The organism is Streptomyces sp. NPDC086554 (assembly GCF_040686095.1).
Taxonomy (GTDB): Bacteria; Actinomycetota; Actinomycetes; order Streptomycetales; family Streptomycetaceae; genus Streptomyces.
This window is the reverse complement of record NZ_JBFBJK010000010.1, coordinates 287,004-309,311: the sequence shown is the minus strand read 5'-3', so window position 1 is coordinate 309,311 and position 22,308 is coordinate 287,004. Positions and strand designations below refer to the sequence as shown.

Here is a 22,308-nt window from a genome sequence, read left to right as displayed (position 1 = left end):
CCAAAAGGAGGGCCCTCCCGCATGCTTGACCACCTCATCAAGGGCGCGACCGTCGTCGACGGGACCGGAGCCCCCGCACGCGTCGCCGATGTCGGTATCCGGGACGGGCGGATCGCGCTCATCGCCGATGCCGGCACCGTCACCGAAGAGGCACGGACCAGCGAAGACGCCCAGGGGCGAGTCCTCGCGCCCGGGTTCGTCGATCCGCATACGCACTACGACGCCCAGCTGTTCTGGGATCCGTACGCCACCCCCTCCCTCAACCACGGCGTCACCACCGTCGCCGGTGGCAACTGCGGCTTCACGCTTGCTCCGTTGAACCCGGACCGCCCCGAAGACGCCGACTACACGCGGCGGATGATGTCCAAGGTCGAGGGCATGTCGCTCGTCGCGCTCGAAGAGGGCGCGCCCTGGTCGTGGAGCTCGTTCGGGGAGTATCTCGACGCCCTGGAAGGGCGCGTCGCCGTCAACGCCGGGTTCATGGTGGGGCATTGCGCCCTTCGGCGGTACGTGATGGGGGCGGACGCGGTGGGCGGCCAGCCGACCCCCGCACAGCTGGAGGAGATGCTGAGCCTCTTCCATGACGCCATGGACGCCGGTGCCTGGGGGCTCTCCACCACCCAGTCCTCCACCCACTCGGACGGCGACGGGCAGCCGGTGGCCTCCCGGCACGCGAAGCCCGACGAGCTGCTCGCGCTCAGCCGGGCCGTCGCCGAGCACGAGGGAACGCAGCTCGAAGCCATCGTCGCGGGGTGTCTGGACCAGTTCAGCGACGACGAGATCGACCTCTTCGTCGACATGAGCGCTGCCGCCGGGCGGCCGCTCAACTGGAACGTCCTCACCATCGACTCCGCCGTGCCCGAGCGCGTGCCGCGCCAGCTGATCCCCAGCGAGCGCGCCCGCAAGGCAGGCGGCCGGATCGTCGCCCTCACCATGCCGATCCTCACGCCCATGAACATGTCCCTCGGCACCTTCTGCGCCCTGAATCTGATCCCCGGGTGGGGGGATGTCCTGGGCCTGGCCGTCCCCGAGCGGATCGCCAAGCTGCGCGACCCGGACGTCAGGGCCGAGATGCTGCGGCGCGCCGACAGCAAGGAGGCCGGGGTCTTCCGGCGGCTCGCGCACTTCGACCGGTACGTCATCGGGGACACGTACTCCAAGGAGAACGAGGGGCTGACGGGGCGGGTCGTCCGGGACATCGCCGCCGAGCGCGGGCAGGAGGCCTTCGAGTGCCTCGTCGAGATCTGCGCCAACGACGATCTTCGTACGGTCCTGTGGCCCATGCCGTCCGACAACGACCCCGACTCGTGGGCCCTGCGCCAGGAGGCCTGGCAGCACGAGGACGTCATGCTGGGCGGCTCCGACGCGGGCGCGCACCTGGACCGGATGTGCGGCGCCCCGTACACGACGCGGTTCATCGGGGACTGTCTGCGGGGCCGGAAGCTGGTCGGCCTGGAGCAGGCAGTCAAGATGCTCACCGACGACCCCGCGCAGCTCTTCGGGCTGCGGGAGAGGGGTCGCATCCAGGAAGGCTTCCACGCCGACCTCGTCCTCTTCGACCCCGAGCGCATCGACGCGGGCAAGGCGACCCTGGTGCACGACCTGCCGGGTGACAGCCCGCGCCTCGACTCGAAGGCGATCGGGATCAATGCGGTGTGGGTCAACGGCGTCGAGACCATCCGCGAGGACCGGGTGACGGGCGCGACCCCCGGCACGGTGCTCCGGTCGGGCCGGGACACCAGGACAGTGAGCACCAAGTGACGACCTCCGAACTCCCCCGCGAGCAGCGGCTGTTCATCGGTGGGGAGTGGACCGAGCCGGACGGCGGCCACTACGAGGTCATCAACCCGGCGACCGAGGGCGTCGTCGGCCTCGCCCCCGAAGCGAGCCGCGCGCAGGTCCACCAGGCGGCGACCGCCGCACGCGAAGCCTTCGCCACCTGGTCGCGCACGACACCCGAGGAGCGGGCCTCGGTCCTCGACCGCGCCGCCGCGATCATGCAGCGCGATTTCGATTCGTACGCCGAACTCGCCCGGGCCGAGAGCGGCGCGACGACCGGGACGGCGCGCGGGATGCAGGTCGCGGTGTCGGTGGCGCGCTTCAAGCGGTACGCGAGGGGCGCGCTGGAGCCGGTCGAGACGGCTCTTCCCCCGCAGATCAGCGAGGCGGGCCCGATGGGCAGGGCGGGCGTCCTCGGGGCGCTCGCCGTGCGCCAGCCGGTGGGCGTCGTCACCTGCATCACCTCGTACAACAACCCCTGGGCCAATTCCGCGGGCAAGGTCGCGCCCGCCCTGGCCATGGGGAACACGGTCGTGGTGAAGCCCGCGCCGCAGGACCCGCTGTCGGTGTACCGGATGGCGGCCGCGCTGGAGGAGGCGGGTGCGCCGGCGGGCGTGGTGAACGTGGTGTCGGGTGCGCGCCCGGAAGTGGGCGAGGCGGCCGTCGACTCGCCGGACGTCGACATGGTCAGCTTCACCGGCTCGACCTCGGTCGGGCAGCGCATCGCCGAGGTGTGCGGCCGCGACATGAAGCGGCAGCTGATGGAGCTGGGCGGCAAGGGCGCGGCGCTCGTCTTCGAGGACGCGGACCTGGACTCGGCGGTGGCGGGGATAGGGACGACGTTCGCCTTCTACAGCGGACAGATCTGCACGGCCCCGACGCGGGTGATCGCGCACCGGTCGGTGTACGAGGACCTGATCGGGAGGCTGAAGAAGTACATCGGCTACATGAAGGTCGGCGATCCGCGGGAGAAGGGCACGATCGTCGGCCCGGTGATCTCGGGCGCGCACCGGGACCGCATCGAGTCGTACGTGGAGCTGGGCCGCAAGGAGGGCGCGCGGGTGGTGGCGGGCGGCGAGCGCCCGGCCGGTGCCGGTCTCGACCGGGGCTTCTATGTCGCGCCGACGCTGCTGGCGGACTGTACGAACGACATGCGGGTGGTGCGGGAGGAGATCTTCGGCCCGGTGGTCGTGGTGGTCCCCTTCGACGAGGAGGAGGAAGGCATCGCCCTCGCCAACGACAGCGACTACGGCCTCATCGACTACGTCTGGTCGGCGGACGTGGCCCGCGCCTTCCGGGTCGCACGGCGGCTGCGGGCGGGCGGGGTCGGCGTGAACACCATCGGGCGGAACATGGAGGCGCCGTTCGGGGGGTTCAAGAAGAGCGGGGTGGGCCGGGACGTGGGGTCGTACGCGCTGCACGCGTACAGCGAGCTGCAGTCGATCGTCTGGCCGGGGTGAGTGTCGGTGAGTGCCGGTGAGTGTCCCGGAAGAAGTCCGTTATGTGAAGTGTGAGAAGCGGCTCGGGAAAATTTTGAATCCACCCAAAACGGACAGTGCTGCGGTTCCCGCATGCCGGACGGTTTGAGTTTTGCCTGGCAATGAATAACCATTCATGCCAAGCGATCAAGTAATCGATGGCGTTCTCTGCGTCCGCCCCGTGGATTGCAAGCCCCAAGATCCGGACTTCATCCCTCCGGATGTGGAAACCGCAGGACTTAACGTCCTGTTCATGAGCCAGCTGGACGTACGGCCCCAGGCCGGAGACACGGTAAGCGGCGCCCCCGACGGGGGCGTACGCGCCAAAGGCCTGGGCGGGAACTCCGTCGGCCTCATGGGCAGCGCCGTCATCGGCATCTCGACCGTCGCCCCCGTCTACTGCCTGACCTCGACCCTCGGCTCCACAGCCGGCGAGGTCGGTCCGGCCATGCCCGCGGTCTTCCTCGCGGGCTTCCTGCCGATGCTCCTGGTGGCCTTCGCCTACCGCGAGCTCAACAAGGCCATGCCCGACTGCGGCACGTCCTTCACCTGGACCGTCAAGGCCTTCGGCCCGCGGATCGGCTGGATGTGCGGCTGGGGCCTGGTCATCGCGACGATCATCGTCCTGTCCAACCTGGCAGGCGTCGCGACCTCCTACTTCTGGCTCCTGGCAGGCGAGATCACCAGCAGCGGCTCCGTCGCCGCCCTGGACGACAACAAGGCCGTCCACATCGTCACGTGCCTGGCCCTGATCGCGGCGGCGACCGCTATCAGCTATCGCGGGATGACGGCTACCAAGGGCGTGCAGTACGCGCTGGTCGGCCTGCAGCTGGTGGTGCTCGCGATCTTCGTGGTGATGGCGTTCCAGAAGGCGGGCAGCGCAGAGTTCCCCCTGTCGCAGGACTTCTCCTGGTCGTGGCTGAACCCGTTCGCGGTGAAGTCGTTCTCCTCCTTCACCGCGGGCCTCTCGCTCGCGATCTTCATCTACTGGGGCTGGGACGCGTGCCTGGCCGCCAACGAGGAGACGACCGGCAGCGACAAGACCCCCGGCCGCGCCGCACTCATCGCGATGGTCGTCCTCGTCGGCTCCTACCTCGCGACCGCTGTCGCCGCGCAGATGGTGGTGGGCTCGGGCACCAAGGGCCTCGGCCTCGCCAACCCCGACACCTCCGACAACGTCTTCGCCGTGCTTGCGGGCCCGGTGATGGGTCCGACGCTCGGCATCCTGCTCTTCGTCGCGGTGCTCGCGTCGGCGGCGGCAAGCCTGCAGACGACGTTCATCCCGGTGGCCCGCACGGTCCTGGCGATGTCCGCGTACGAGGCGCTCCCGAAGTCGTACGCGCGCGTCCACCCGCGCTTCAAGACTCCTGGCCGCGCGACGGTCATGGCGGGCATCGCGACCGCCGTCTTCTACACGGTGATGACCCTGGTCTCCGAGCATGTCCTGGTCGACACGATCTACGCGCTCGGCCTCATGATCTGCTTCTACTACGCGCTGACGGCCTTCGCCTGTGTGTGGTACTTCCGCCGTGAACTTCTCGGCTCCGTGCGCGGCTTCGTCTTCAAGGGCCTGCTCCCGGCCCTCGGCGGCATCCTCCTGACCGGCGTCTTCACCAAGACCCTGATCGACATGTGGAACCCGGACTACGGCAGCGGCTCCTCGGTCTTCGGCGTCGGCTCGGTCTTCGTGATCGGCGTGGGTCTGCTGCTCCTCGGCGTGGTGATCATGCTGGCGATGGGCCGCAAGAGCCCGGCCTTCTTCCGGGGCGAGGTACTGAAGCGCGACACCCCGGCGCTGGCCGTCGCGGACTGACCCTCAGCCCGCGAGTAGCCCCCGCAGCGACGCCTTCAGGTTGGTGATGAAGGCGTCGCGGTGTTCCTGGGGGACGAGGTCCAGGGACAGGTACGGGTTGAGGTCCTCCAGTTCGACCAGGAGGAGGGTGCCCTCGGGGGTGCGGCAGGCGTCCACGCGTTGGATGCCGTGGTCGATCGTGTTCCAGTAGATGAAGCGCTGGGCGAAGGACAGGTCGGCGGGGGTGGGGCTGTAGGGCTCAAGGACCCAGCGGCGGTCGGGGTGCGGGGCGTACAGGGCGTACTGGAACGTGTCGTCGATGAAGTAGAACGACACCTCGTACGTGAAGTCGATGCGGGGCTGGATCAGTGCCGTGCCCTCGGTGTCGGTGCGGGACGGGAGTTCCTCGCGGGTGAGGAACTCCAGGCCTATCGAGTCCGCGCCCAGCTTGGGCTTGGTCACGTAGGTGTCGGTCCGGGGGAGGGCGTCCAGGTCCTTGGCGCTGTCGACCGTCGGGATGACCGGGAGGCCGGCTGCCGTCAGGTCCAGCAGGTACTGCTTGCCCGTCATGTCCGCCCTGCCGGTCAGCTGGTTGTAGACGCGAGTGCCGGACTCCAGGGCTTGTGCGCGGAACGCGTCGAAGGCTGACCGGTAGCTGAGGACCGGACCGCTGTTGCGGATCAGTACCGCGTCGTAAGCGTCCATCAGGGACTGTGCGTCCAGTGGGTGGCACAGCGCGATGTCGAAGTCCTCGCGGAGGTGGGAGGACAGGGCGATGTCCTCGTCGCAGTACCGGCGGCCCCGCGCCTCGTAGGCGAGATCGGTGACGAACAGGACGCGGGGCCTTGTGGGCGGCATGAGGGCAGCTCTCCTGGGTGCGGGCTCGGGGGCTCCCCGACTCTATGAGGGGGGAGGAGACCCCTTGATGAGGGGGGAGGAGACCCCTTCACGCCGCCCTGGGAGGCGCCCCTTCCCGCGGAGCGCTCAGCGGCCCAGGAAGATCGGGTTGGTGAACGCCGCCAGTGGGCCCGGCAGGCCCGGCACCACGGGTGCGTGGCGGACCTCCGCGCGTACGTATGCCGCGTACGACGCTGTCGTCTGCCACTGGGCGGTGCCCGTGCCGGATTCGGGGAGGGGCGGGGATGTGAAGAGGACGCCTTGGTCCGTCACGAAGCGGATGGTGCAGGCAGGGGTGCCCGTCACGTCGACGCGGATCGTGACCGGGGCGTCGCGGTCGACGGGGAGGCGTTCGCCGATGCCTGCCTGGCTGCCCTTGCCGCCCGTCGCCGTGAACTTCAGGGATACGTTCTTGGACTCGGCGATGTAGCTGTGGCCCGCGCGGATGCCTGCCTGGATCGCCTCGCGGGTCAGGTCGTCGGCGAGGACGACCGTCTGCGGGGTGCCGACCGGGTCGGGGTCGCGGTGGGCGTCGCTGTTGCCCATCGCGGGGAGCCACGGCTTGCGGCCGCGCACCGACGCGACGAGGGTGCTGTCCCAGTCGGCCAGGGAGACCTCGTCGTCCGGGGTGTACGCGCCGTTCCACACCTCCACCGCGTCCGCCTCGCCGAAGCCGAACTTCCAGTTGCAGCCCACGCAGGTGGCGTGCGGGTGGGCGGGGACGACCAGGCCGCCCGCGTGGCGGATCTCGCGCGCGTACGTGCCGAAGCGGTTGTCGCGGGCGCGGTAGCGCCAGTCGACGAACGTGCCGGGGTCCGTGCCGAGGGCGACCACGTGGCCGTTGCGGGTCGTCACCTCTTCGCCCAGCATGATGAGGAGATCGTTGCCCGCCTGGTCTGCCCAATGGGCGTGCGCCGAGTGCGTGTTGTGCTCGGAGGTGTTGATGAAGTCGAGGCCCGCGGCGCGCGCGAGTGCCGCGATCTCGGCCGGGGTGCGCCTGCCGTCGGAGTACCAGGAATGGAGGTGGCAGTCGCCGCGGTACCAGGCGCGGCCACGGCCCTTCGCGCGGTCCGGCGGGTAGACGGGCTTCGGCGTCTTGCCGGGCTCCCCGTACTTGAGCGTGATCGTCACCTCGTACGGGAGGCCCTGGGGGGCGACGGTGTAGGGGCCGAGCGCGATGCTCCAGGTGCCGGCCTTGACCGGTCCTGGGATGTAGCCGGGGGTCGCGTCGTCGGCACGGATGAAGAACTCCGTGCGTGCGCCGCCCGACCAGCCGCGGAAGCCCTTGCCGCCGAGCGCGGTGCCGCGCTGGTCGAAGACGCCGATGTCGAGCGCGTTGTTCTGGGTGCCCGCCGGGACCGTCGCCTTCTCGTACTTGTACGCGACGTGGATCTCCCGTACGCCGTCCGGGACTTCGACCGGCAGATACATGAAGTCGGGCGACCCGGTGGGCAGCGTGCCGCGCACCACCTTGGTCTCGTCGTCACTTCCGGATGCACGCCCTGCGGCGCTCGCGAAGCTCACACTGTTCAACGTAAGCGCGGCGGCGGCTCCCGTCACGAGGAGTCCACGCCGGTTCAGGGGCGTGTCGAGAGGTCTGTTGCGGTGGAGTTCGTCCTCGCACATGTGTCGGCTCCCCAGGGTGTCGGATGAGACTGCAGGGCAACCCTGGTATTCAGCCGTGAACTTCCCGGCAAGGGAAGGCAATTGACAGACTTACGGGTGGTGGCGCGTGGTGGCTGCCGTTGACGGCCGTTGACGGCCGTTGGCTCAGGCGCTCGCGCCCGCCTCCCGCAGCGCGGCCGCCGTTTCGTCGTGGGAGCCGTGCAGCGCCCAGTACAGCGGGGTGTTCCCCTTCCCGTGGTCCTCGCGGAGGTTGGGGTCGGCGCCGTGGGCGAGGAGTTCGCGGACGGCATCGGTGTATCCCCAGCAGGCGGCCCCGCACAGAGGCGTGCCCTGGTCGCCGTGGCCGCTCTCCGCGTCGGGGTCGGCGCCTGCCGCGAGGAGCGCGCGGACGATGGGGGCGTTGCCCTGGACGGAGGCGATGTAGAGGGGTGTCGTGCCGTCGGGGTCGGGGGTGCGGGGGTCGGCGCCGGCCCGCAGCAGCGTCTCCACCTCGCCGGGGAGGCCGAGGAGCGCGGCCAGGACCAGGCGTTTCGTCAGCTTCTTGCGGCGCCTTCTGTTCATGGGGGTCAGGTTAGGTCGGCGGGTCGGTTCGGGGCGTCTGATTTTCGGCTCCCCCGCGCGGCGGAGGCGCCGGGTGCGGAGTCGGCCCGTACGCCGATGTGGGGGGCGTGCCCGCGTCGCCAGCATGGGCCGCATGATGAAGCTGAGCGCACTGCCCGACGTGCCCCGGTGGGCCGCACTCGCCGCCCATGCCGTGCCGCTGGTCACGCTGCCGTCCGGCCTGTGGCGGGTCGCGCTGGCCGCGGGGCTCCCGGTGGCCAAGGATCCGTTCCCCGGCGGGTGGGCGACGGTGTACGTGCTGGGGCTCAGCGTCGTCTCGGAGTGCCTGGCCCTGCTGACCCTCGGCCTGGTGCGGGGGTGGGGCGAGGTCGTACCGGCGTGGGTGCCGCTGCTCGGCGGCCGCCGGGTGCGAACGATGGCGGCGGTGATTCCGGCGTCGCTGGGGGCGGCGGGGTTGCTGGGGCTCATGGCCTGGTCGTTCTACGCCCATTTCGCGGGCCTGGGCTCGGGGGCCACGGACAACCCGGTCCAGGAGGCGATCCTCGTCGCCTGCTACCTCCCGCTCCTCGCGTGGGCTCCGCTGCTGATCGCGGTGACGGTGGCGTATTACCGGCGGCGGACGGGAACGGGAACGGGAACAGGGCCGGGGAAGAAGGGCCTGCACACTGCTGAAGCCAAGAAACGCCGGGCCGCAGCCCGCAAGGAGAAGGTCAAGTCCTACGCAGCCAGGAGGCGGCTGAGCAGCGGCGCGGCGGCGACGGACGGCGGTCTCGACGACGGTCTGTTCCCGGCACCCGACGCACTGTTCTGACCCCGGACAAGCCTGCGCCCCGCCCTGGCTACAACCAGGTGCGGGGCACGGTCAGTTGAGGGTCAGTTCCCGGAGGCGTACGCGACGAAGTCCGTCCACGCTGTACCACCCACGGCGAACCGAGGGCCCTGCGTGTTCTTGGAGTCTCGGACGTAGATCGCGCCAGGGGTATGGGCGACCTCGACGCAGTCGGCTTCACTGCCGTTGCTGCTGTAGCTGCTCTTGCGCCATTCCAGTTCGGCGCCGCCCCCAGCGGAGACCTTGCGGTTCATGTTTCTCCCAGCAGTTGCTCGATGAAGGCCAGCGACTCTCTCGGGGTGAGAGCTTGGGCCCGGATCATGCCATACCTCAGTTCCAGGACCCGGAGCTGCTTCGGATCGTCCACCGGCCGCCCTGCGGCGACCCCTGGCGAGCGCCCCACCGCCGAGCCATCACGGAACTTCAGCATCTCGGTACTCCCGTCCACTCCGGCATGCTCTTCCCTGTCGGTCGGCATGACCTGAAGCGAGACAGCGCGCAACTGCCCGATTTCCAGCAAGCGTTCGAGCTGTCGACACAGAACCATTCTGCCTCCGAGCGGGCGCCGCAACGCCACCTCTTCCAGTACGAAACTGAGAGCAGGGGACGGGCGCCTGTCGAAAATCGCCTGCCGGGCCAGCCGACCCGCGACGGCTCCCTCGATCTGCGCTTCCTCGTATGCAGGCTGCCGCATCCCAAACAGCGCCCGCATGTATCCCTCGGTCTGCAACAGGCCATGGATGTCATGCGCGCCGTACCACTGCACATCAACGGCCCTGGCCTCCATCCGCGCCAGATCCCGAACCCTCTTCGGGTACCGCGCCTCCGCCACGTCGTCCCTCATCGCCGCGACGCAACCCCCCGCCCCCAACACCTCATCCGCCTTCTCCAGGTACTCCGGCCGAGGAATCCGCTTCCCCGACTCGACCTTGTAGACGATCCCCTCCCCGTATCCCATGTCCGCCGCGAACTCGGCCACCCGCATCCCGGCTGCCTCCCGCCGCGCCCTCAACTGCCGCCCCACGAAGGCAACGATCGCCGCGCCCTGTTCATCGTCCGGGTCGACCTCCCACCCCGGCTCCTCCGCCTCCCGCTCACTCACCGTCGCCGTATCCGAAACCGTCACCCGTTCCATCCGCCCACGCCTCCCGCCGCCTCGCCGAACTCCCCGCCACGTACCGTCAACGCCCGTACCCGTACGTCGGCCTGGACAGCCTGTACAGCCCTGGACAAAACCTGGACAGTCACCGTACGCAACCGACATGTCACTGGGCAGCGTAGAAGCCGAAGACCACGCTGAGTCACGTGAACCAAGAAGCCGCCGAACTCCCCCGCACCACACGCCACTTCAGCGTCCAGCTCTCCCCCACGCCCCGCGGAGCCCGCCTCGCGCGCCTCCTCGCGACCGAGCAACTCCGCTCCTGGGGGCTGCCGCTGGACCCCGCCCGCCAGATCGTCGCGGAGCTGTCCGCCAACGCCGCCGCCCACGGCCGCGTCCCCGGACGTGACTTCCGGCTCGCGCTCTACGCCGCCCCCGACACCCTCCGCATCGAGGTCACCGACACCCGCCCCGAACGGCTCCCGACACCCCAACTGCCATCCCCCGAGGCCGAGTCGGGGCGCGGTCTGCTGCTCGTAGAAGCACTGGCACACCGCTGGGGAGTGACCGAGGACCGCTTCCCCCGCAAGACGGTGTGGGCCGAGCTGAGCCTCACGCCACCGGAACCCGTCCCCTTGCGCTCCGGTGCCACGGGCGCCTTCCCCCAAAAGACGTGAGGGAGCAAGGACCCCTCCAAACCCAACCCCACGCGCCCGAGGCCTCCGCGCACCCCGCGTCCAGCCTCGCACCCCCGCTCACTCACGCGAGTGAACATCCCTGGCTCAGCTGGATTTCCGGGCCCCCAACTCCCTTACTCTCAGCCCCAACAGGCAAAACAACCGCAGACATGCGACGGCCCCCGCCGGGAGTGCAATCCCAAGGCGAGGGCCTGACCACCGAGGAAGAAGAGAGCTTCCCGATGGACACCCAAAACCCTAGCGCGCCCCCGCGCGCCCAGTCCGCCGTTGGCGGCAGTCAATCCCACGCACGAGCGACCCGGCGCCCCCTCAGCGGCCCCGCGGCACGTCGACGCCCCACCGCCACCCGCCCCTCCGGCGGCATCGCGCACGACAACACCCGCCACACCGCCCGCTTCACGGTGATCGGCAACCACCTCACCCAGCACCCGGAGCTCTCCCTCCTGGCGATCGGTATCGGCTGCCACATCCAGTCGCTGCCCGCCGGAGCCCGCGCCGACATCAAGACGCTCGCCGCCCGCTTCCCCGAGGGCACGACCCGTATCGCCGCCGCCCTGCGCGAACTGGAAGCCCACGGCTACCTGCGCCGCGAACGCGAACGCACCCCCGCCGGCCGCATCGTCACCCGCACGATCTCCTGCAACCAACCGCACGCCACCCCACGGCACACGCACGCCCCCACTGCGGCGCAGACCCGACCGCCCGAGACCAGCGAGCAGCACCCGGCCCCACACCCACCACCCCGCAAACAGCCCCGCCCCCTCCCCGCCGTACCGCACCCCACCTGCTCAGCCCCCACGCTCCTTCACCAAGCCACCGAGCTCCTCGCCGACCTCCGCCACCACGACCCCCGCCTCCTCCTCTCCACCCGCGACACCGCCCACCTCGCCCCCGGCGTCGCAGCCTGGCTGGAACGCGAGGTCGATCTCACCGCCGTACGCCACGCCCTCACCCACGAGCTACCACCCGAAGGGCCTCGCCGCCCCGCCGCCCTCCTCGCCCACCGCCTAACAGCTCTCCTCCCACCCCCGCCCCCGCCCCCGCTCCACGGCCCGCCGTCTCCCCGACACCCCCTCCAGAACTGCGACACCTGCGACCGTGCCTTCCGTGCTCCCGAACCAGGCCACTGCCACGACTGCCGCATCTCTTCATATGCCTGTTGACCAGAGGAAACACTCAACAATGTTCGCGTCTCATCACCCCGCGAGCCCCGGCCGACTAACCTGGCCAGGGCACTCCCGGGAGGAAACCATGAGCACGCAGGCCGACCACGGACACGAGCTGGTTCCTCGCCCCGAGCACACCCCGGAGGCTCTGCGCGCCGCCCTCGCCGTCGTCGCCCCCGCTCGCCTGCCGGAGATGCAGCGGACCAAGGACGAGGCCTTCGCCAAGGCCGTCGAGTGGCAGTCCCTCAGCCCGGTGCAGAGCTGGGTGCTTACCTGGGCCCGGGACATCGAGATCGCCCGCCGCCCCGACCTGTCCGCGCGGTACGCCCGCGCCGGTCGGGATCTGGAGCATGAGGACGCGGCCGTCGCCCATGAGGCACTGCGCGAGCTGAGCGCCGTACTGGACGAGGCCATGAAGGCAGTACGGACTTGAGCTGGAGCTGGGAGTACGCCTTCGCAGCGGAAGAAGCGGCCCGCACCGCGCCACCGGCCTTTCTCGCCGAGGTCGAGCGCAAAGCCGAGGAATTGGTCAGGGCGGCCGAGGCACTCTACGTACACGGCCGCAGTTACGAAGACGTCGACCCGAAGGGCGGCGACATTACCGTCCCTGGCGGGATGTTCCGGTACCAGATTGTCGTACGCAGCGAATGCGTCTACGTTGTACAAATGACGCACCTGAGCTTCTGAATCCTGATGCGATAAATCTCCCGCATGCCTGGAAACGGCGCATTCAATACTGCAACCATTCGCGGCAGCAAGGCTTGCTGTTAGCCTCCTGAGGCTTGATTTTGGTTGTCGGCTCTCGGGGGTTTGCGCGTGACGCTCATTATGGCGGCCGCTGCAATATACGGTGTGTTGCAATTGGCTTTGCTGGCGTCACCGGTGCGGTCCTTGAAACTCACCAGTCACTGACCGAGGCAATGGGGAGCGGCTCCTGCACCCTTGTCCCGGTGGTCGAGGAACTCGCGCAGATCGCGCCGCTGGTACTCGCCGGGGTGAACCTGAAGATCCGCTCCCAGCTGGGTTACGCCGACTTCGTCATCCTGGGCGCGGCGACCGGCGCCGGGCTCGGCCTCCTGGAGGTTCTGCTCTCGCACTTGCTGACGCCCAGCGGGCGTTTCCGCTGCCGGGCGGTGGGGGCTGGATGCTGTCGGGCGGGATCGGCAGCATCGGCAAGGGCTCCCCCTACATCCCCGACTGGTCGACCGTGCTGAGCACTTGGCTGCCGAACTCGTTGGGCACTCTGGACTTCAGCTTCACGGAGACGAGCCTGGGCATCAATCTGCACCTGGTCTGGGGAGCCGTCGACGGGCTGGGGGCGGCGCTGCTGTTGCGGGCCCGGGGCTGGCTGCTGCTGCTGGGCGTGCTGCCGCTGATGTACGCGGTCGGGCACCACGCGCTGTTCAATTACACCGGCGGCGGTTCGGGCGGCGCCGGGTGGGCCAAGACTCTGTTCAAGTTTCCCGACGCCGTCCTGGATTGGGCACGCTTGGTCTGCCTGGTGCTCGCCATGGGCCTGGACTACGCGGCGATACGCCGGGGCCGCGGCGCCATGCCCGCCATCCTGCTGGAGGCCGAACGTGAGGGCCGCACCGGTCTGGCCGCGCTGGGCGGGTTCGCGGCCTGGCGTGTGCCCTGGAGTCTGCTGATCGCGCTGCGCTTCGCCCGCATGCGCAGGTCCCTCTGCTACGCCGCCGGACGCGTTCCCCCTGACCGCCTGGAGAGCCTGCACGCCGCCGTCGCGAACACCGCGGCGCGGATGAACGCCTCCAACCACCAAGGCGCCTGGGAGACGGCCCGGGTGCGCAGCCTGCTCAAGTCGGCTCGCCGTCAGCGGCCTTGGCGCCGCCGCTGGCCGCTGGTGGTCATCCCGCTGATCCTGATGACGCCGTCGTTGCTCTTCCTCGGGGTGGGGCTCGTTCACGTCCACGAAGGGTCTCCAGGAGTGGTTCACCGACGGCAACGGTCCTCGGATCCTGCTGTGGTTCGGCATCGCGGCCCTGGCCTGGACGGTGCTGCAGCTGGTGCTCCTGCTGCGCGCCTGGCGCAAGGCGAGGCAGCAACCGCTGGCCGAGATCGTCGCGCTGATACGGCTGCGCGTGTGGGCGGCGGCGGGGTCGATCCTGACCGGGGGGCTGCTGCTGTTCGTCCACTATCGCCAGGGCGAGCCGTTGGACGGGGACGCCACCGGCCCGGCAGCGATGCTCCTGGCATTTCTGGAGGACCTTGAGCTGTATTTGGGGATCGCCTTCACCATCCTCGCGCTCTTCGGGCTCCTCATGCTCTTCCCGCCCGCCGGTCTTGCCTTGGCCGGCGGCGGAGTGGCCGCAGGCGCGGCGGGATCACTGGGAGCCGCCGAGGTCAGCGCCCTGGGAGTGTCCGGGGTCGTACTCATGGTGCAGGGGAGCCAGAGCAGCGGTGGCGGCGGCAGTACGCCATCACAATCCAGCGGCAGCGGAAAGGGGAGCGGGGCCCCACCGTGGCTGCGAGACCGCTGGAGGAAGGGTGACCAGTTCAACCGGGACAACTGGCACCGCTACCCCCAGAACGAGATCACCCTCGAAAACGGCAAGCGGCTGGACTCGTACCGCCCGGGTAAAGAGATCGTGTCGCGCAAGGCGCGATCTGAATTCCCGAAGCTCCCGAAGGGCTCAGCCAAGTGACCAGCTACTGGACCTACTGCGAGGAGTGGAACAACCTCTCTGAGGAGGCCATGGACCCTCTGACGCCGGAGCAGGCGCACGCGCGCCACACTTCAGGGGACCTGTACACCGCCGTCCTGTTCGCCGACGGCAACGCATCGCCTGAACTCCGCGTCGAGGTCCGCCTGGAGACCGGGTTCACGGCCGTCATCTTCATGGACAAGCTCGGACGCGATGAATTGCGCTACAGCTTCGCGGTGATGAACGGTGCTCTCTTCTTGAAGACGGTCAGGATCTACGACTACGGGGATTCCGAGGAGCGGGGCGGTTATGCCGACGCCTGGCGTATGGAGTCGTACGACTTCACGCCGGACGGGATCGCTGTTCAGGAGATCGAGGTCGGAGACGAAGTCTCCAGTGAGAGCCGCCGAAACATCGACATGGCCAGCAACTGGGAACCCTTCCCCCAGTTCGGTGCCTACGACTCTCTCATCCGACGTGAACGTTGATCGGCAGCGTCCACTGAGCGAACCCCGCCGGGGAACACGCTCACTCCGGGCGCACCACGAACGCCGTCACCCCGCGCATCCGCATCCCGGTGCCGCGCGACTCCACATCCCCGGTCACTGCGACCTCAAGCCTGTCGCGCCAAGCCTAGGTCGCCGGATCGATGTCCTCGGGGCGCAGTTGCACCCGGACGCGGCGGGACCGCCCGACGTCCTCGTGCAGGAAGCTTCCGGAAATCGTCGCTTCCCTGTTGTCCCGGTCCTCCGTGTGCAGCTTTGTGACGAACCCGTGCAGGATCGCCCCGGTCTCCCTTCCGAGGCGTTCTCGAAGATCCTTGGCTCCGGCCTCCAGAACCTCCACGTGGGTCTGCGTGATCGTGACAGGTGGGGACGACTGCTCCATCGGCACCTCGGAGCTTTCGCATGTGACTCACGTGACTGGGGTACGCGCGTGACCGGTGCTTGACCGGGTTGCGCCTCTGACCGGATAACGCATGTGACCGGGTATCGAACGTGCCCGAGTGACGGTCGTACCCGAGTCATCGGCGCAACCCAGTAAGAGACGTTCCCGAGTCACAAACATGCCCGAGTAGCCGGTCCCCCCCCACCCAACTGGAGCCCACCCATGCGAGTTGCCGCCACGATCTATCTCACCGACCAGACGATCAGCCCCACCGCCCTGGCCCGCGGCCTGGAGCAGCGGGGCTTCGCCGGGCTCTATCTCCCCGAGCACTCCCACATCCCCGTCGCCCGCGAAACCCCCTACCCCGGCGGTGAACTCCCGCCCGAATGTGCCCGCATGCTCAACCCCTTCGTCGCCCTCGCGCAGGCCGCCGCCGTCACCCGGTCCCTCTCCCTCGGCACGAACATCACGCTCGTCGGGCAGCACGACCCCATCGACCTCGCCAAACAGATCGCCACCCTCGACCATCTCTCCGGCGGCCGTTTCACCCTCGGCATCGGCTATGGCTGGAACCGTGAGGAGGCCGCCGACCACGGAGTTCACTGGCCCACCCGGCGCGCGCTCGTGCGGGACCGGATGGCGGTCATGCGGGCCCTTTGGGCGGATCAACCCACCACGTACGAGGGCGAGTTCGCGAGCGTACGCGCCAGCGAGGTCCACCCGAAGCCGCAACTCGCCCCCCGCGCCGGGAAGAACGGGCAGCTCCTGCACGGCCCCCGCACCCTCATCGGCGGCGCCGCCGGCCCCAAGCTCTTCGCGCACATCGCGGAGTACGCCGACGGCTGGCTGCCCATCGGCGGCGCGGGTCTGCGCGATTCGCTCCCGGCGCTCCGGCAGGCCTGGGCGGACGCGGGCCGCCCGCCCGGTGACCTGTACGTCGCCCTCTCGGCGGTCGAGCCCACCGAGGGCAAGCTCGCCCACTACGCCGACCTCGGCATCGACGAGGTCATCGTGCAGCTGCCCGCCCGCGGGGAGGCCGACGTACTGGAGGTCCTCGACGGATTCCAGCGATACGTGCACCTCACACCGGCCATTGGTAACCAGCACTGACCTGTAGCTGTTTCTGTCGGCGCCCGCTCGTATGCTCGGAGTCATGACCAACAGCGCGTCGCAGGACCAAGCACCTCAGGAGCCGGCCCGACCCACCGCCAACGCCATGCGCCGCGCCCTCAAGCGGGCCAGGGACGGCGTCGCGCTCGACATCGCGGAAGCCGCCGTGCTGCTCCAGGCGCGCGGCGACGACCTCAAGGACCTCGCCGCGTCCGCCGCGCGGGTGCGTGACGCGGGGCTCGCGGCGGCCGGGCGGCCCGGCGTCATCACGTACTCGAAGAGCGTCTTCATCCCGCTGACTCGCCTGTGCCGGGACAAGTGTCACTACTGCACGTTCGCGACCGTCCCCGGCAAGCTGCGGCGCGCGGGCCACGGGATGTTCATGTCTCCGGACGAGGTCCTGGACATCGCGCGGCGCGGTGCCGAACTGGGCTGCAAGGAAGCCCTGATCACCCTCGGCGACAAGCCCGAGGACCGCTGGCCCGAAGCGAAGGAGTGGCTGGAGGCGGAGGGGTACGACGACACGATCGCGTACGTCCGTGCCATCTCGATCCGCATCCTGGAGGAGACGGGTCTGCTGCCGCACCTCAACCCCGGTGTCATGACCTGGACGGACTTCCAGCGGCTCAAGCCCGTCGCGCCCAGCATGGGGATGATGCTTGAGACGACCGCCACCCGCCTCTGGTCCGAGCCCGGCATGCCGCACTACGGCTCGCCCGACAAGGAACCGGCCGTGCGCCTTCGGGTGTTGGAGGACGCGGGCCGGTCGTCCGTGCCGTTCACGAGCGGGCTGCTCATCGGGATCGGGGAGACGTACGAGGAGCGCGCGGATTCGCTGTTCGCGCTGCGGCGCGTGTCGCGCTCGTACCACGGCATCCAGGAACTGATCATCCAGAACTTCCGCGCCAAGCCGGACACGGCGATGCGCGGCATGCCGGACGCCGAGATGGACGACCTGGTCGCGACGGTCGCCGTGGCCCGGCACATCATGGGCCCGGCGGGCTGTATCCAGGCCCCGCCGAATCTGGTCGACGGGGAGTACGGGCGCCTGATCGGCGCGGGCATCGACGACTGGGGCGGGGTCTCCCCGGTCACGATCGACCATGTGAACCCCGAGAAGCCCTGGCCGCAGCTGGACGAGCTCGCCGAGCAGTCGGCTGCGGCGGGCTTCCGCCTGGAGGAACGGCTGTGTGTCTACCCGGAGTTCGTGCAGCGGGGTGAGCCGTGGCTCGACCCGCGGCTGCTTCCGCACGTGCGGGCGCTCGCCGACCCGGAGACGGGTCTGGCGCGTCCGGACGCGGTCGTTGAGGGCCACCCCTGGCAGGAACCCGATGAGGGATACGTGGCCTCATCCGGCCGCACCGACCTGCACCGCACCATCGACACGACGGGGCGCACGTCCGACCGGCGTGACGACTTCGACGAGGTGTACGGCGACTGGGACGCGCTGCGCGAGCAGGCCGCGCCCGGCATGGTCCCGTCCCGCATCGACGGCGATGTGCGGGCCGCTCTGAAGACGGCCGCCGACGACCCGACGCGCCTGACGGACGCACAGGCGCTGACCCTGCTGCACGCGGACGGGCCCGCGCTCGACGCGCTGTGCGGCATCGCGGACGACGTACGCAAGACGATGGTCGGCGACGACGTGACGTACATCGTCACCCGGAACATCAACTTCACGAACGTCTGCTACACGGGCTGCCGTTTCTGCGCCTTCGCCCAGCGCAGGACCGACGCGGACGCGTACACGCTCTCCCTTGACCAGGTCGCCGACCGTGCCCAGCAGGCCTGGGAGGTCGGCGCCACCGAGGTGTGCATGCAGGGCGGCATCCACCCGGACCTGCCCGGTACGGCGTACTTCGACATCGCGCGGGCCGTGAAGGAGCGCGTGCCGGGCATGCATGTGCACGCCTTCTCGCCGATGGAGGTCGTCAACGGCGCGACGCGGACGGGCCTTTCGATACGTGACTGGCTCACCGCAGCCAAGGAGGCGGGCCTGGACTCGATCCCCGGCACGGCCGCCGAGATCCTCGACGACGAGGTGCGCTGGGTCCTGACGAAGGGCAAGCTGCCGACGGCGACGTGGATCGAGGTGGTCAAGACGGCCCACGAGCTGGGCATCCGCTCCTCGTCCACGATGATGTACGGGCATGTGGACCAGCCGAGGCACTGGCTCGGGCACTTCCGCACGCTGGCAGCCATCCAGCAAGAGACCGGTGGCTTCACGGAGTTCGTCACGCTCCCCTTCATCCACACGAACGCGCCCGTGTATCTGGCGGGCATCGCGCGCCCAGGACCGACAAGACGCGACAACCGCGCGGTGATCGCGATGGCGAGGCTCCTGCTCCACCCGCACATCCCGAACATCCAGACCAGCTGGGTGAAGCTGGGCACGGAGGGCGCGGCGGAGATGCTGCGCTCGGGCGCGAACGACCTGGGCGGCACGCTGATGGAGGAGACCATCTCCCGGATGGCGGGCTCCAGTTACGGCTCGTACCGCTCGGTCAAGGACCTGGTCGCGATCGCGGAGGAGGCGGGACGCCCGGCCAAGCCGCGCACGACGCTGTACGGAGAGGTGCCGCAGGAGCGGCAGGAGGCGGCCGCCGCGTCGGACGGCCACCTCCCGGAGCTGCTTCCCGTCCTTGACTGAGGTCCAGCTAGGGGATCACTGGGCGAGCTGTCCGCCGAACTGGGCGCCGTCCTGCGCGGTGCCCAGCGAGGACGGGCTGAACGACGTGATGTTGGTCGTCGTCAGCCCGTTCTGGGAGCCGCGAAGGACCCAGGCCGCGCCCGAGTCCTTGACGGTGCCGTCCTCGGTGGGCGCGCCCACGGTCAGGTCGGCGCGGTTGTTGTTGTTCACGTCCGCGAGCAGGACGGCGGAGCCGAAGGCGTCGTCGCCCTCCGAGACGCCGGGGACGCCCGCGGTGGTCTGGTTGAAGGCCTGGGCGCCGGTGCCGGTCAGGCCGGTCGCGCTGCCCTTGAGGAGGACGACGGCGCCCGTGTCGCCCGCGGAGTCGATGTCCTCGCCGGGCACGCCGACGGCGATGTCCGGGTAGCCGTCGCCGGTGACGTCGCCGGCGGAGAGGGAGTAGCCGAACTGGTCGCCCTTGTCGCCCAGGTCCTCGTCGCCCTGCTCGCCCACGCCGGGGACGCCCGCGGTGTCCTGGGTGATCCGCTTGGTGCGGTCGGAGAGACCGGAGGCGGCCCCGTAGACGACCCGGACCGCGCCCGCGTCGTACTCCTGCATCTCGGAGACGTGGTCCACCTCGCGGGCCACCAGGTCGCCGTACCCGTCCTTGTCCACGTCGGCGATGACGCCGTCGACGGTGTACTTGCCGGTGGGCGTTGTGGCGCCCGTGAAGCCGTCCTTGCCGCCCTTCCACAGCTTCGAGGAGTGCTGCATCTCCTCGAAGGAGTGGCTGGTGACGAGGTCGTCCGCGCCGTCGCCCGTCATGTCGCCGACGATGATGTCGGCCGGGCCGTCGTCCTCGCCGATCTCCAGGAGCTTGGTGGAGGCGGGCTTCCCGTCGCGGGTGAACGGGCCGAAGCGGGTCTCCAGGCCGGATCTGCCGTTGGCGACGAGGTCGGCCTTGCCGTCGCCGTTGAAGTCGCCAGCCTTCAGGTCGAACGCGGAATCGCCGGGGAGTGCCGTGATCGCGCCGAGGCCGTTCGCGGAACCCCAGATCACGACGTCGGCGGGCTCGTCGTTCACGACGAGGTCGGTGTAACCGTCGCCGTCGAGGTCACGTGCGGTCGTCCGCAGGCCGAAGCCCGCGCCCTGCTCGGGGTCGCCCGGCACGCCGGCCGTGGCGCGGCTGATCGTCTCCTTGGCGTGCGTGGTGTCGGCACCGGCCGCCGAGCCGTACACGATCGATATGTAGCCGGCGCCGGTCTTGCCGTCGACGGTGCCGCGGCCCGCGGAGACGGCGAGGTCGGCGTACCCGTCCTTGTTGAAGTCGGTCACCGGGATGCGGTGCGGTACGGGGGCGGCCGCGGCGGTGCCGGTGGTCGCCGCGATGGCGAACGGCGTCGCGAGGGCGGTGACCGCGACGGCGGCTATGAGAGAACGGCGCACTGATCCTCCTGCGGGGAAACTACTGTGACGTAAGCGAGACCAGCGCCTTGGCGGGATGGTTGTACATCGCAGGTTCACCTTTACGGCGCCGGGTGTTGGTGACCGTGCGGGGCGGCGGTTTCGGCCCGCGCGCGAACGGGCGGTGGAAGACTGTGCGCAGGGCAGACGGCGACGCCGAGTTCCTGACGGAACTCCTCCACGCGCCGGGGGCCGACCGCGCGCGGCTCGCGCCCCGCGTCGCGCGGGTCGCCGCGGCCCGGGACGCCGTGCGGGTGCGGTACGCGGAGGCGCTGCCGCGCAGCTGATTCCCGCGGGCGATTTCTTCCCCGAGGTGAAAAGGCCTGGTGAATATGAAAAGGCCTGGTGAACGCCGGTCAAAAGTGATCTGAAGGGTGACTCTTCAGATATCGCATCGCCCCTGAACCGACCGTTCCTGGTCGATTACAGTGCTGCGCAGAAGTGCACGGGGGAGCGACAGGGAGAGCAGGGGAGGAGGTGCCGTGAGCACCGCAGCAGCCACTGGAGTCTGGGGCCGCGCCGAGCAGCAGGACTTCCGCAGCCGGGTGCGCGGCACACTGCTTGGGGCCGCCCTCGGTGACGCGCTCGGCGCGCCCGTCGACGAGCTGAGTCTCGCCGCGATACGTGAGACCCACGGCACGGAAGGGCTGACCGAACCCGCCCCCGCGCACGGCAGGCGCGGCGCGGTCACCGCCGCCACCCAGCTCACCCTCTTCACCGTCGACGGACTCATACGCGCCCAGGTGCGGCGCGACACCGGGGCCTGGCATCCGCCGACCGATCTGCACCGCGCCTACCGGCGGTGGGCCGCCACCCAGAGCGACTGGGGACCCGACGAGCGGCGCAAGGAGGACGGCTGGCTCGCCCGCGAGGAGTGGCTCTACTCGCGGCGGTCGCCCGCCAAGGCCTGCCTGGTCGGGCTCGGGGACGAGACCATGGGGACGCTGGAACTTCCGAAGAACCCTGAAGAGCGGGGCGCGGAGGCCGTCACCAGATCCGCTCCCATCGGGCTGCTCGTGGGCTGGGAGCCGCAACTGGTCCTTCAGCTCGCCGTGGAGTGCGCCGTGCAGACCCACGGGCACCCTTCCGCCTATCTCGCCGCCGGCGCGCACACCGTGCTCGTGCACGGGCTCGCCCGGGGAGAGTCCCTTGACGGGGCCATCCAACGGACGCTGGCGCTGCTCGCCGCAAGGCCCGGGCATCAGCCCGTCGCCGATGCGTTGAAGCACGCTCTGGGTGCCGTGCGGCAGGGCATGCCGGCTGCCTCCCGAGTGGAGGAGCTGCTGGGGGACGGCTCCGCGGAAGGGGTGCTCGGCGCCGCCGTGTACTGCGCCCTGGTGGGCGAGGACATCCGCCACGGCCTGCGCCTCGCCGTGAACCACGGGGGCGCGTCGGCCGCCGCCGGGGCGCTGTGCGGGGCCCTCCTCGGCGCCCTGCACGGGGAGACCGCACTCCCGCCCGGCTGGCTCTCCGACCTGGAGGGCCGCCCCACGATTCTTGAGCTGGCGGACGATTTCGCCATGGAGATGACGCAGGGTCCGGCCTTGCACGGGCCGGCGGTTTCTTCGCCGGGGTGGCTTGCGCGGTACCCGCGGTAGAAATATTCAGCCCGTCCGGCGTTTGAGGACG

23 protein-coding genes are annotated in these 22,308 nt (G+C 69.9%); 15 read left to right on the top strand and 8 right to left on the bottom strand.

Translation table 11 applies throughout. The annotated features are described in order from the left end of the window. The first annotated feature begins 21 nt into the window (after positions 1 to 21). From AB0O76_RS19270 to AB0O76_RS19260, 3 genes are all read left to right on the top strand, one after another. Positions 22 to 1,761: a D-aminoacylase gene (locus tag AB0O76_RS19270; protein WP_365492307.1), complete on the top strand. Its 1,740-nt coding sequence runs from the start codon at positions 22 to 24 to the stop codon at positions 1,759 to 1,761. Next, positions 1,758 to 3,239 (top strand): aldehyde dehydrogenase family protein, encoded by a 1,482-nt coding sequence (locus AB0O76_RS19265; RefSeq protein ID WP_365492304.1) that lies wholly within the window; start codon positions 1,758 to 1,760, stop codon positions 3,237 to 3,239. The genes AB0O76_RS19270 and AB0O76_RS19265 overlap by 4 nt, the downstream gene beginning before the upstream one ends. Before the next feature lie 271 nt (positions 3,240 to 3,510). Further along, on the top strand, positions 3,511 to 5,070 hold the full coding sequence (locus tag AB0O76_RS19260; RefSeq protein ID WP_365492301.1) for an APC family permease: 1,560 nt from the start codon (positions 3,511 to 3,513) through the stop codon (positions 5,068 to 5,070). 3 nt (positions 5,071 to 5,073) lie between these two features. Here AB0O76_RS19260 and AB0O76_RS19255 read toward each other — a convergent pair whose 3' ends face one another. The 3 genes from AB0O76_RS19255 to AB0O76_RS19245 form a co-directional block, all read right to left on the bottom strand. Then, positions 5,074 to 5,907: a hypothetical protein gene (locus AB0O76_RS19255; protein ID WP_365492298.1), complete on the bottom strand. Its 834-nt coding sequence runs from the start codon at positions 5,905 to 5,907 to the stop codon at positions 5,074 to 5,076. 126 nt (positions 5,908 to 6,033) lie between these two features. Beyond that, positions 6,034 to 7,572, bottom strand: a complete 1,539-nt coding sequence (locus AB0O76_RS19250) for a CehA/McbA family metallohydrolase (protein WP_365492296.1) — start codon at positions 7,570 to 7,572, stop codon at positions 6,034 to 6,036. Positions 7,573 to 7,716: 144 nt separating this feature from the next. Further along, positions 7,717 to 8,133: an ankyrin repeat domain-containing protein gene (locus tag AB0O76_RS19245; RefSeq protein ID WP_365492293.1), complete on the bottom strand. Its 417-nt coding sequence runs from the start codon at positions 8,131 to 8,133 to the stop codon at positions 7,717 to 7,719. A 133-nt stretch (positions 8,134 to 8,266) separates the two neighbouring features. Between AB0O76_RS19245 and AB0O76_RS19240 the strand changes: the two genes are divergently transcribed. Further along, a complete protein-coding gene (locus AB0O76_RS19240; protein WP_365492290.1) occupies positions 8,267 to 8,944 on the top strand; it encodes a hypothetical protein in 678 nt (225 codons plus the stop codon). Between the two features lie 62 nt (positions 8,945 to 9,006). Here AB0O76_RS19240 and AB0O76_RS19235 read toward each other — a convergent pair whose 3' ends face one another. Further along, positions 9,007 to 9,216 carry a DUF397 domain-containing protein gene (locus tag AB0O76_RS19235; protein ID WP_365492287.1) on the bottom strand — a complete coding sequence of 70 codons (210 nt, stop codon included), beginning with the start codon at positions 9,214 to 9,216 and terminating at the stop codon, positions 9,007 to 9,009. Further along, complete coding sequence (locus AB0O76_RS19230; protein WP_365492284.1) at positions 9,213 to 10,097, bottom strand: helix-turn-helix transcriptional regulator; 885 nt, start codon at positions 10,095 to 10,097, stop codon at positions 9,213 to 9,215. The genes AB0O76_RS19235 and AB0O76_RS19230 overlap by 4 nt, the downstream gene beginning before the upstream one ends. A gap of 170 nt (positions 10,098 to 10,267) precedes the next feature. Here AB0O76_RS19230 and AB0O76_RS19225 point away from each other — a divergent pair, with 170 nt between their 5' ends. The 4 genes from AB0O76_RS19225 to AB0O76_RS19210 all read left to right on the top strand — a co-directional run bounded on the left by AB0O76_RS19225 (position 10,268) and on the right by AB0O76_RS19210 (position 12,612). Beyond that, the gene (locus AB0O76_RS19225) at positions 10,268 to 10,738 is read left to right on the top strand and encodes an ATP-binding protein (protein ID WP_365492282.1); all 471 of its coding nucleotides are present in this window, start codon (positions 10,268 to 10,270) and stop codon (positions 10,736 to 10,738) included. Positions 10,739 to 10,980: 242 nt separating this feature from the next. Next, positions 10,981 to 11,922, top strand: a complete 942-nt coding sequence (locus tag AB0O76_RS19220; protein WP_365492279.1) for a helix-turn-helix domain-containing protein — start codon at positions 10,981 to 10,983, stop codon at positions 11,920 to 11,922. An 88-nt stretch (positions 11,923 to 12,010) separates the two neighbouring features. After that, complete coding sequence (locus AB0O76_RS19215) at positions 12,011 to 12,358, top strand: hypothetical protein (RefSeq protein WP_365492276.1); 348 nt, start codon at positions 12,011 to 12,013, stop codon at positions 12,356 to 12,358. After that, a complete protein-coding gene (locus tag AB0O76_RS19210; RefSeq protein ID WP_365492273.1) occupies positions 12,355 to 12,612 on the top strand; it encodes a hypothetical protein in 258 nt (85 codons plus the stop codon). The genes AB0O76_RS19215 and AB0O76_RS19210 overlap by 4 nt, the downstream gene beginning before the upstream one ends. A gap of 218 nt (positions 12,613 to 12,830) precedes the next feature. Here the strand turns inward: AB0O76_RS19210 and AB0O76_RS19205 are convergent, their stop codons facing one another. After that, the gene (locus tag AB0O76_RS19205; RefSeq protein ID WP_365492270.1) at positions 12,831 to 13,022 is read right to left on the bottom strand and encodes a hypothetical protein; all 192 of its coding nucleotides are present in this window, start codon (positions 13,020 to 13,022) and stop codon (positions 12,831 to 12,833) included. Between the two features lie 47 nt (positions 13,023 to 13,069). Here AB0O76_RS19205 and AB0O76_RS19200 point away from each other — a divergent pair, with 47 nt between their 5' ends. From AB0O76_RS19200 to AB0O76_RS19190, 3 genes are read left to right on the top strand one after another with little or no spacing between them, the layout of a single operon-like run. Continuing rightward, complete coding sequence (locus AB0O76_RS19200) at positions 13,070 to 14,155, top strand: hypothetical protein (RefSeq protein WP_365492268.1); 1,086 nt, start codon at positions 13,070 to 13,072, stop codon at positions 14,153 to 14,155. Continuing rightward, positions 14,127 to 14,588 carry a hypothetical protein gene (locus AB0O76_RS19195; protein ID WP_365492265.1) on the top strand — a complete coding sequence of 154 codons (462 nt, stop codon included), beginning with the start codon at positions 14,127 to 14,129 and terminating at the stop codon, positions 14,586 to 14,588. Before AB0O76_RS19200 ends, AB0O76_RS19195 begins: the two co-directional genes overlap by 29 nt. Next, positions 14,585 to 15,076 carry a hypothetical protein gene (locus tag AB0O76_RS19190; RefSeq protein WP_365492262.1) on the top strand — a complete coding sequence of 164 codons (492 nt, stop codon included), beginning with the start codon at positions 14,585 to 14,587 and terminating at the stop codon, positions 15,074 to 15,076. Before AB0O76_RS19195 ends, AB0O76_RS19190 begins: the two co-directional genes overlap by 4 nt. A gap of 145 nt (positions 15,077 to 15,221) precedes the next feature. Here the strand turns inward: AB0O76_RS19190 and AB0O76_RS19185 are convergent, their stop codons facing one another. After that, entirely contained in the window at positions 15,222 to 15,476 is a 255-nt protein-coding gene (locus AB0O76_RS19185; RefSeq protein ID WP_365492259.1) for a hypothetical protein, read from the bottom strand. 222 nt (positions 15,477 to 15,698) lie between these two features. Between AB0O76_RS19185 and AB0O76_RS19180 the strand changes: the two genes are divergently transcribed. After that, the gene (locus AB0O76_RS19180; protein ID WP_365492256.1) at positions 15,699 to 16,586 is read left to right on the top strand and encodes an LLM class F420-dependent oxidoreductase; all 888 of its coding nucleotides are present in this window, start codon (positions 15,699 to 15,701) and stop codon (positions 16,584 to 16,586) included. A 43-nt stretch (positions 16,587 to 16,629) separates the two neighbouring features. After that, positions 16,630 to 19,236, top strand: coding sequence for a bifunctional FO biosynthesis protein CofGH (locus AB0O76_RS19175; RefSeq protein ID WP_365492253.1), 2,607 nt, complete (start codon positions 16,630 to 16,632; stop codon positions 19,234 to 19,236). A gap of 15 nt (positions 19,237 to 19,251) precedes the next feature. Here AB0O76_RS19175 and AB0O76_RS19170 read toward each other — a convergent pair whose 3' ends face one another. After that, a complete protein-coding gene (locus AB0O76_RS19170) occupies positions 19,252 to 20,661 on the bottom strand; it encodes a VCBS repeat-containing protein (RefSeq protein ID WP_365492250.1) in 1,410 nt (469 codons plus the stop codon). 152 nt (positions 20,662 to 20,813) lie between these two features. On the opposite strand from AB0O76_RS19170, the gene AB0O76_RS19165 reads away from it, so the two are divergent. Both AB0O76_RS19165 and AB0O76_RS19160 read left to right on the top strand, forming a co-directional pair. Beyond that, entirely contained in the window at positions 20,814 to 20,966 is a 153-nt protein-coding gene (locus AB0O76_RS19165; RefSeq protein WP_365492247.1) for a hypothetical protein, read from the top strand. 195 nt (positions 20,967 to 21,161) lie between these two features. After that, entirely contained in the window at positions 21,162 to 22,277 is a 1,116-nt protein-coding gene (locus AB0O76_RS19160; RefSeq protein ID WP_365492244.1) for an ADP-ribosylglycohydrolase family protein, read from the top strand. Positions 22,278 to 22,308 lie beyond the last annotated feature (31 nt).

Excerpts from the sequence above, each read along its gene's own strand:
- AB0O76_RS19175 (WP_365492253.1), top strand. The coding sequence starts at position 16,630 with ATGACCAACAGCGCGTCGCAGGACCAAGCACCTCAGGAGCCGGCCCGA.
- AB0O76_RS19180 (WP_365492256.1), top strand. The coding sequence starts at position 15,699 with ATGCGAGTTGCCGCCACGATCTATCTCACCGACCAGACGATCAGCCCC.
- AB0O76_RS19255 (WP_365492298.1), bottom strand. The coding sequence starts at position 5,907 with ATGCCGCCCACAAGGCCCCGCGTCCTGTTCGTCACCGATCTCGCCTAC.
- AB0O76_RS19215 (WP_365492276.1), top strand. The coding sequence starts at position 12,011 with ATGAGCACGCAGGCCGACCACGGACACGAGCTGGTTCCTCGCCCCGAG.
- AB0O76_RS19230 (WP_365492284.1), bottom strand. The coding sequence starts at position 10,097 with ATGGAACGGGTGACGGTTTCGGATACGGCGACGGTGAGTGAGCGGGAG.
- AB0O76_RS19245 (WP_365492293.1), bottom strand. The coding sequence starts at position 8,133 with ATGAACAGAAGGCGCCGCAAGAAGCTGACGAAACGCCTGGTCCTGGCC.
- AB0O76_RS19260 (WP_365492301.1), top strand. The coding sequence starts at position 3,511 with ATGAGCCAGCTGGACGTACGGCCCCAGGCCGGAGACACGGTAAGCGGC.
- AB0O76_RS19240 (WP_365492290.1), top strand. The coding sequence starts at position 8,267 with ATGATGAAGCTGAGCGCACTGCCCGACGTGCCCCGGTGGGCCGCACTC.
- AB0O76_RS19235 (WP_365492287.1), bottom strand. The coding sequence starts at position 9,216 with ATGAACCGCAAGGTCTCCGCTGGGGGCGGCGCCGAACTGGAATGGCGC.
- AB0O76_RS19250 (WP_365492296.1), bottom strand. The coding sequence starts at position 7,572 with ATGTGCGAGGACGAACTCCACCGCAACAGACCTCTCGACACGCCCCTG.
- AB0O76_RS19200 (WP_365492268.1), top strand. The coding sequence starts at position 13,070 with ATGCTGTCGGGCGGGATCGGCAGCATCGGCAAGGGCTCCCCCTACATC.
- AB0O76_RS19195 (WP_365492265.1), top strand. The coding sequence starts at position 14,127 with ATGCTCCTGGCATTTCTGGAGGACCTTGAGCTGTATTTGGGGATCGCC.
- AB0O76_RS19270 (WP_365492307.1), top strand. The coding sequence starts at position 22 with ATGCTTGACCACCTCATCAAGGGCGCGACCGTCGTCGACGGGACCGGA.
- AB0O76_RS19185 (WP_365492259.1), bottom strand. The coding sequence starts at position 15,476 with ATGGAGCAGTCGTCCCCACCTGTCACGATCACGCAGACCCACGTGGAG.
- AB0O76_RS19220 (WP_365492279.1), top strand. The coding sequence starts at position 10,981 with ATGGACACCCAAAACCCTAGCGCGCCCCCGCGCGCCCAGTCCGCCGTT.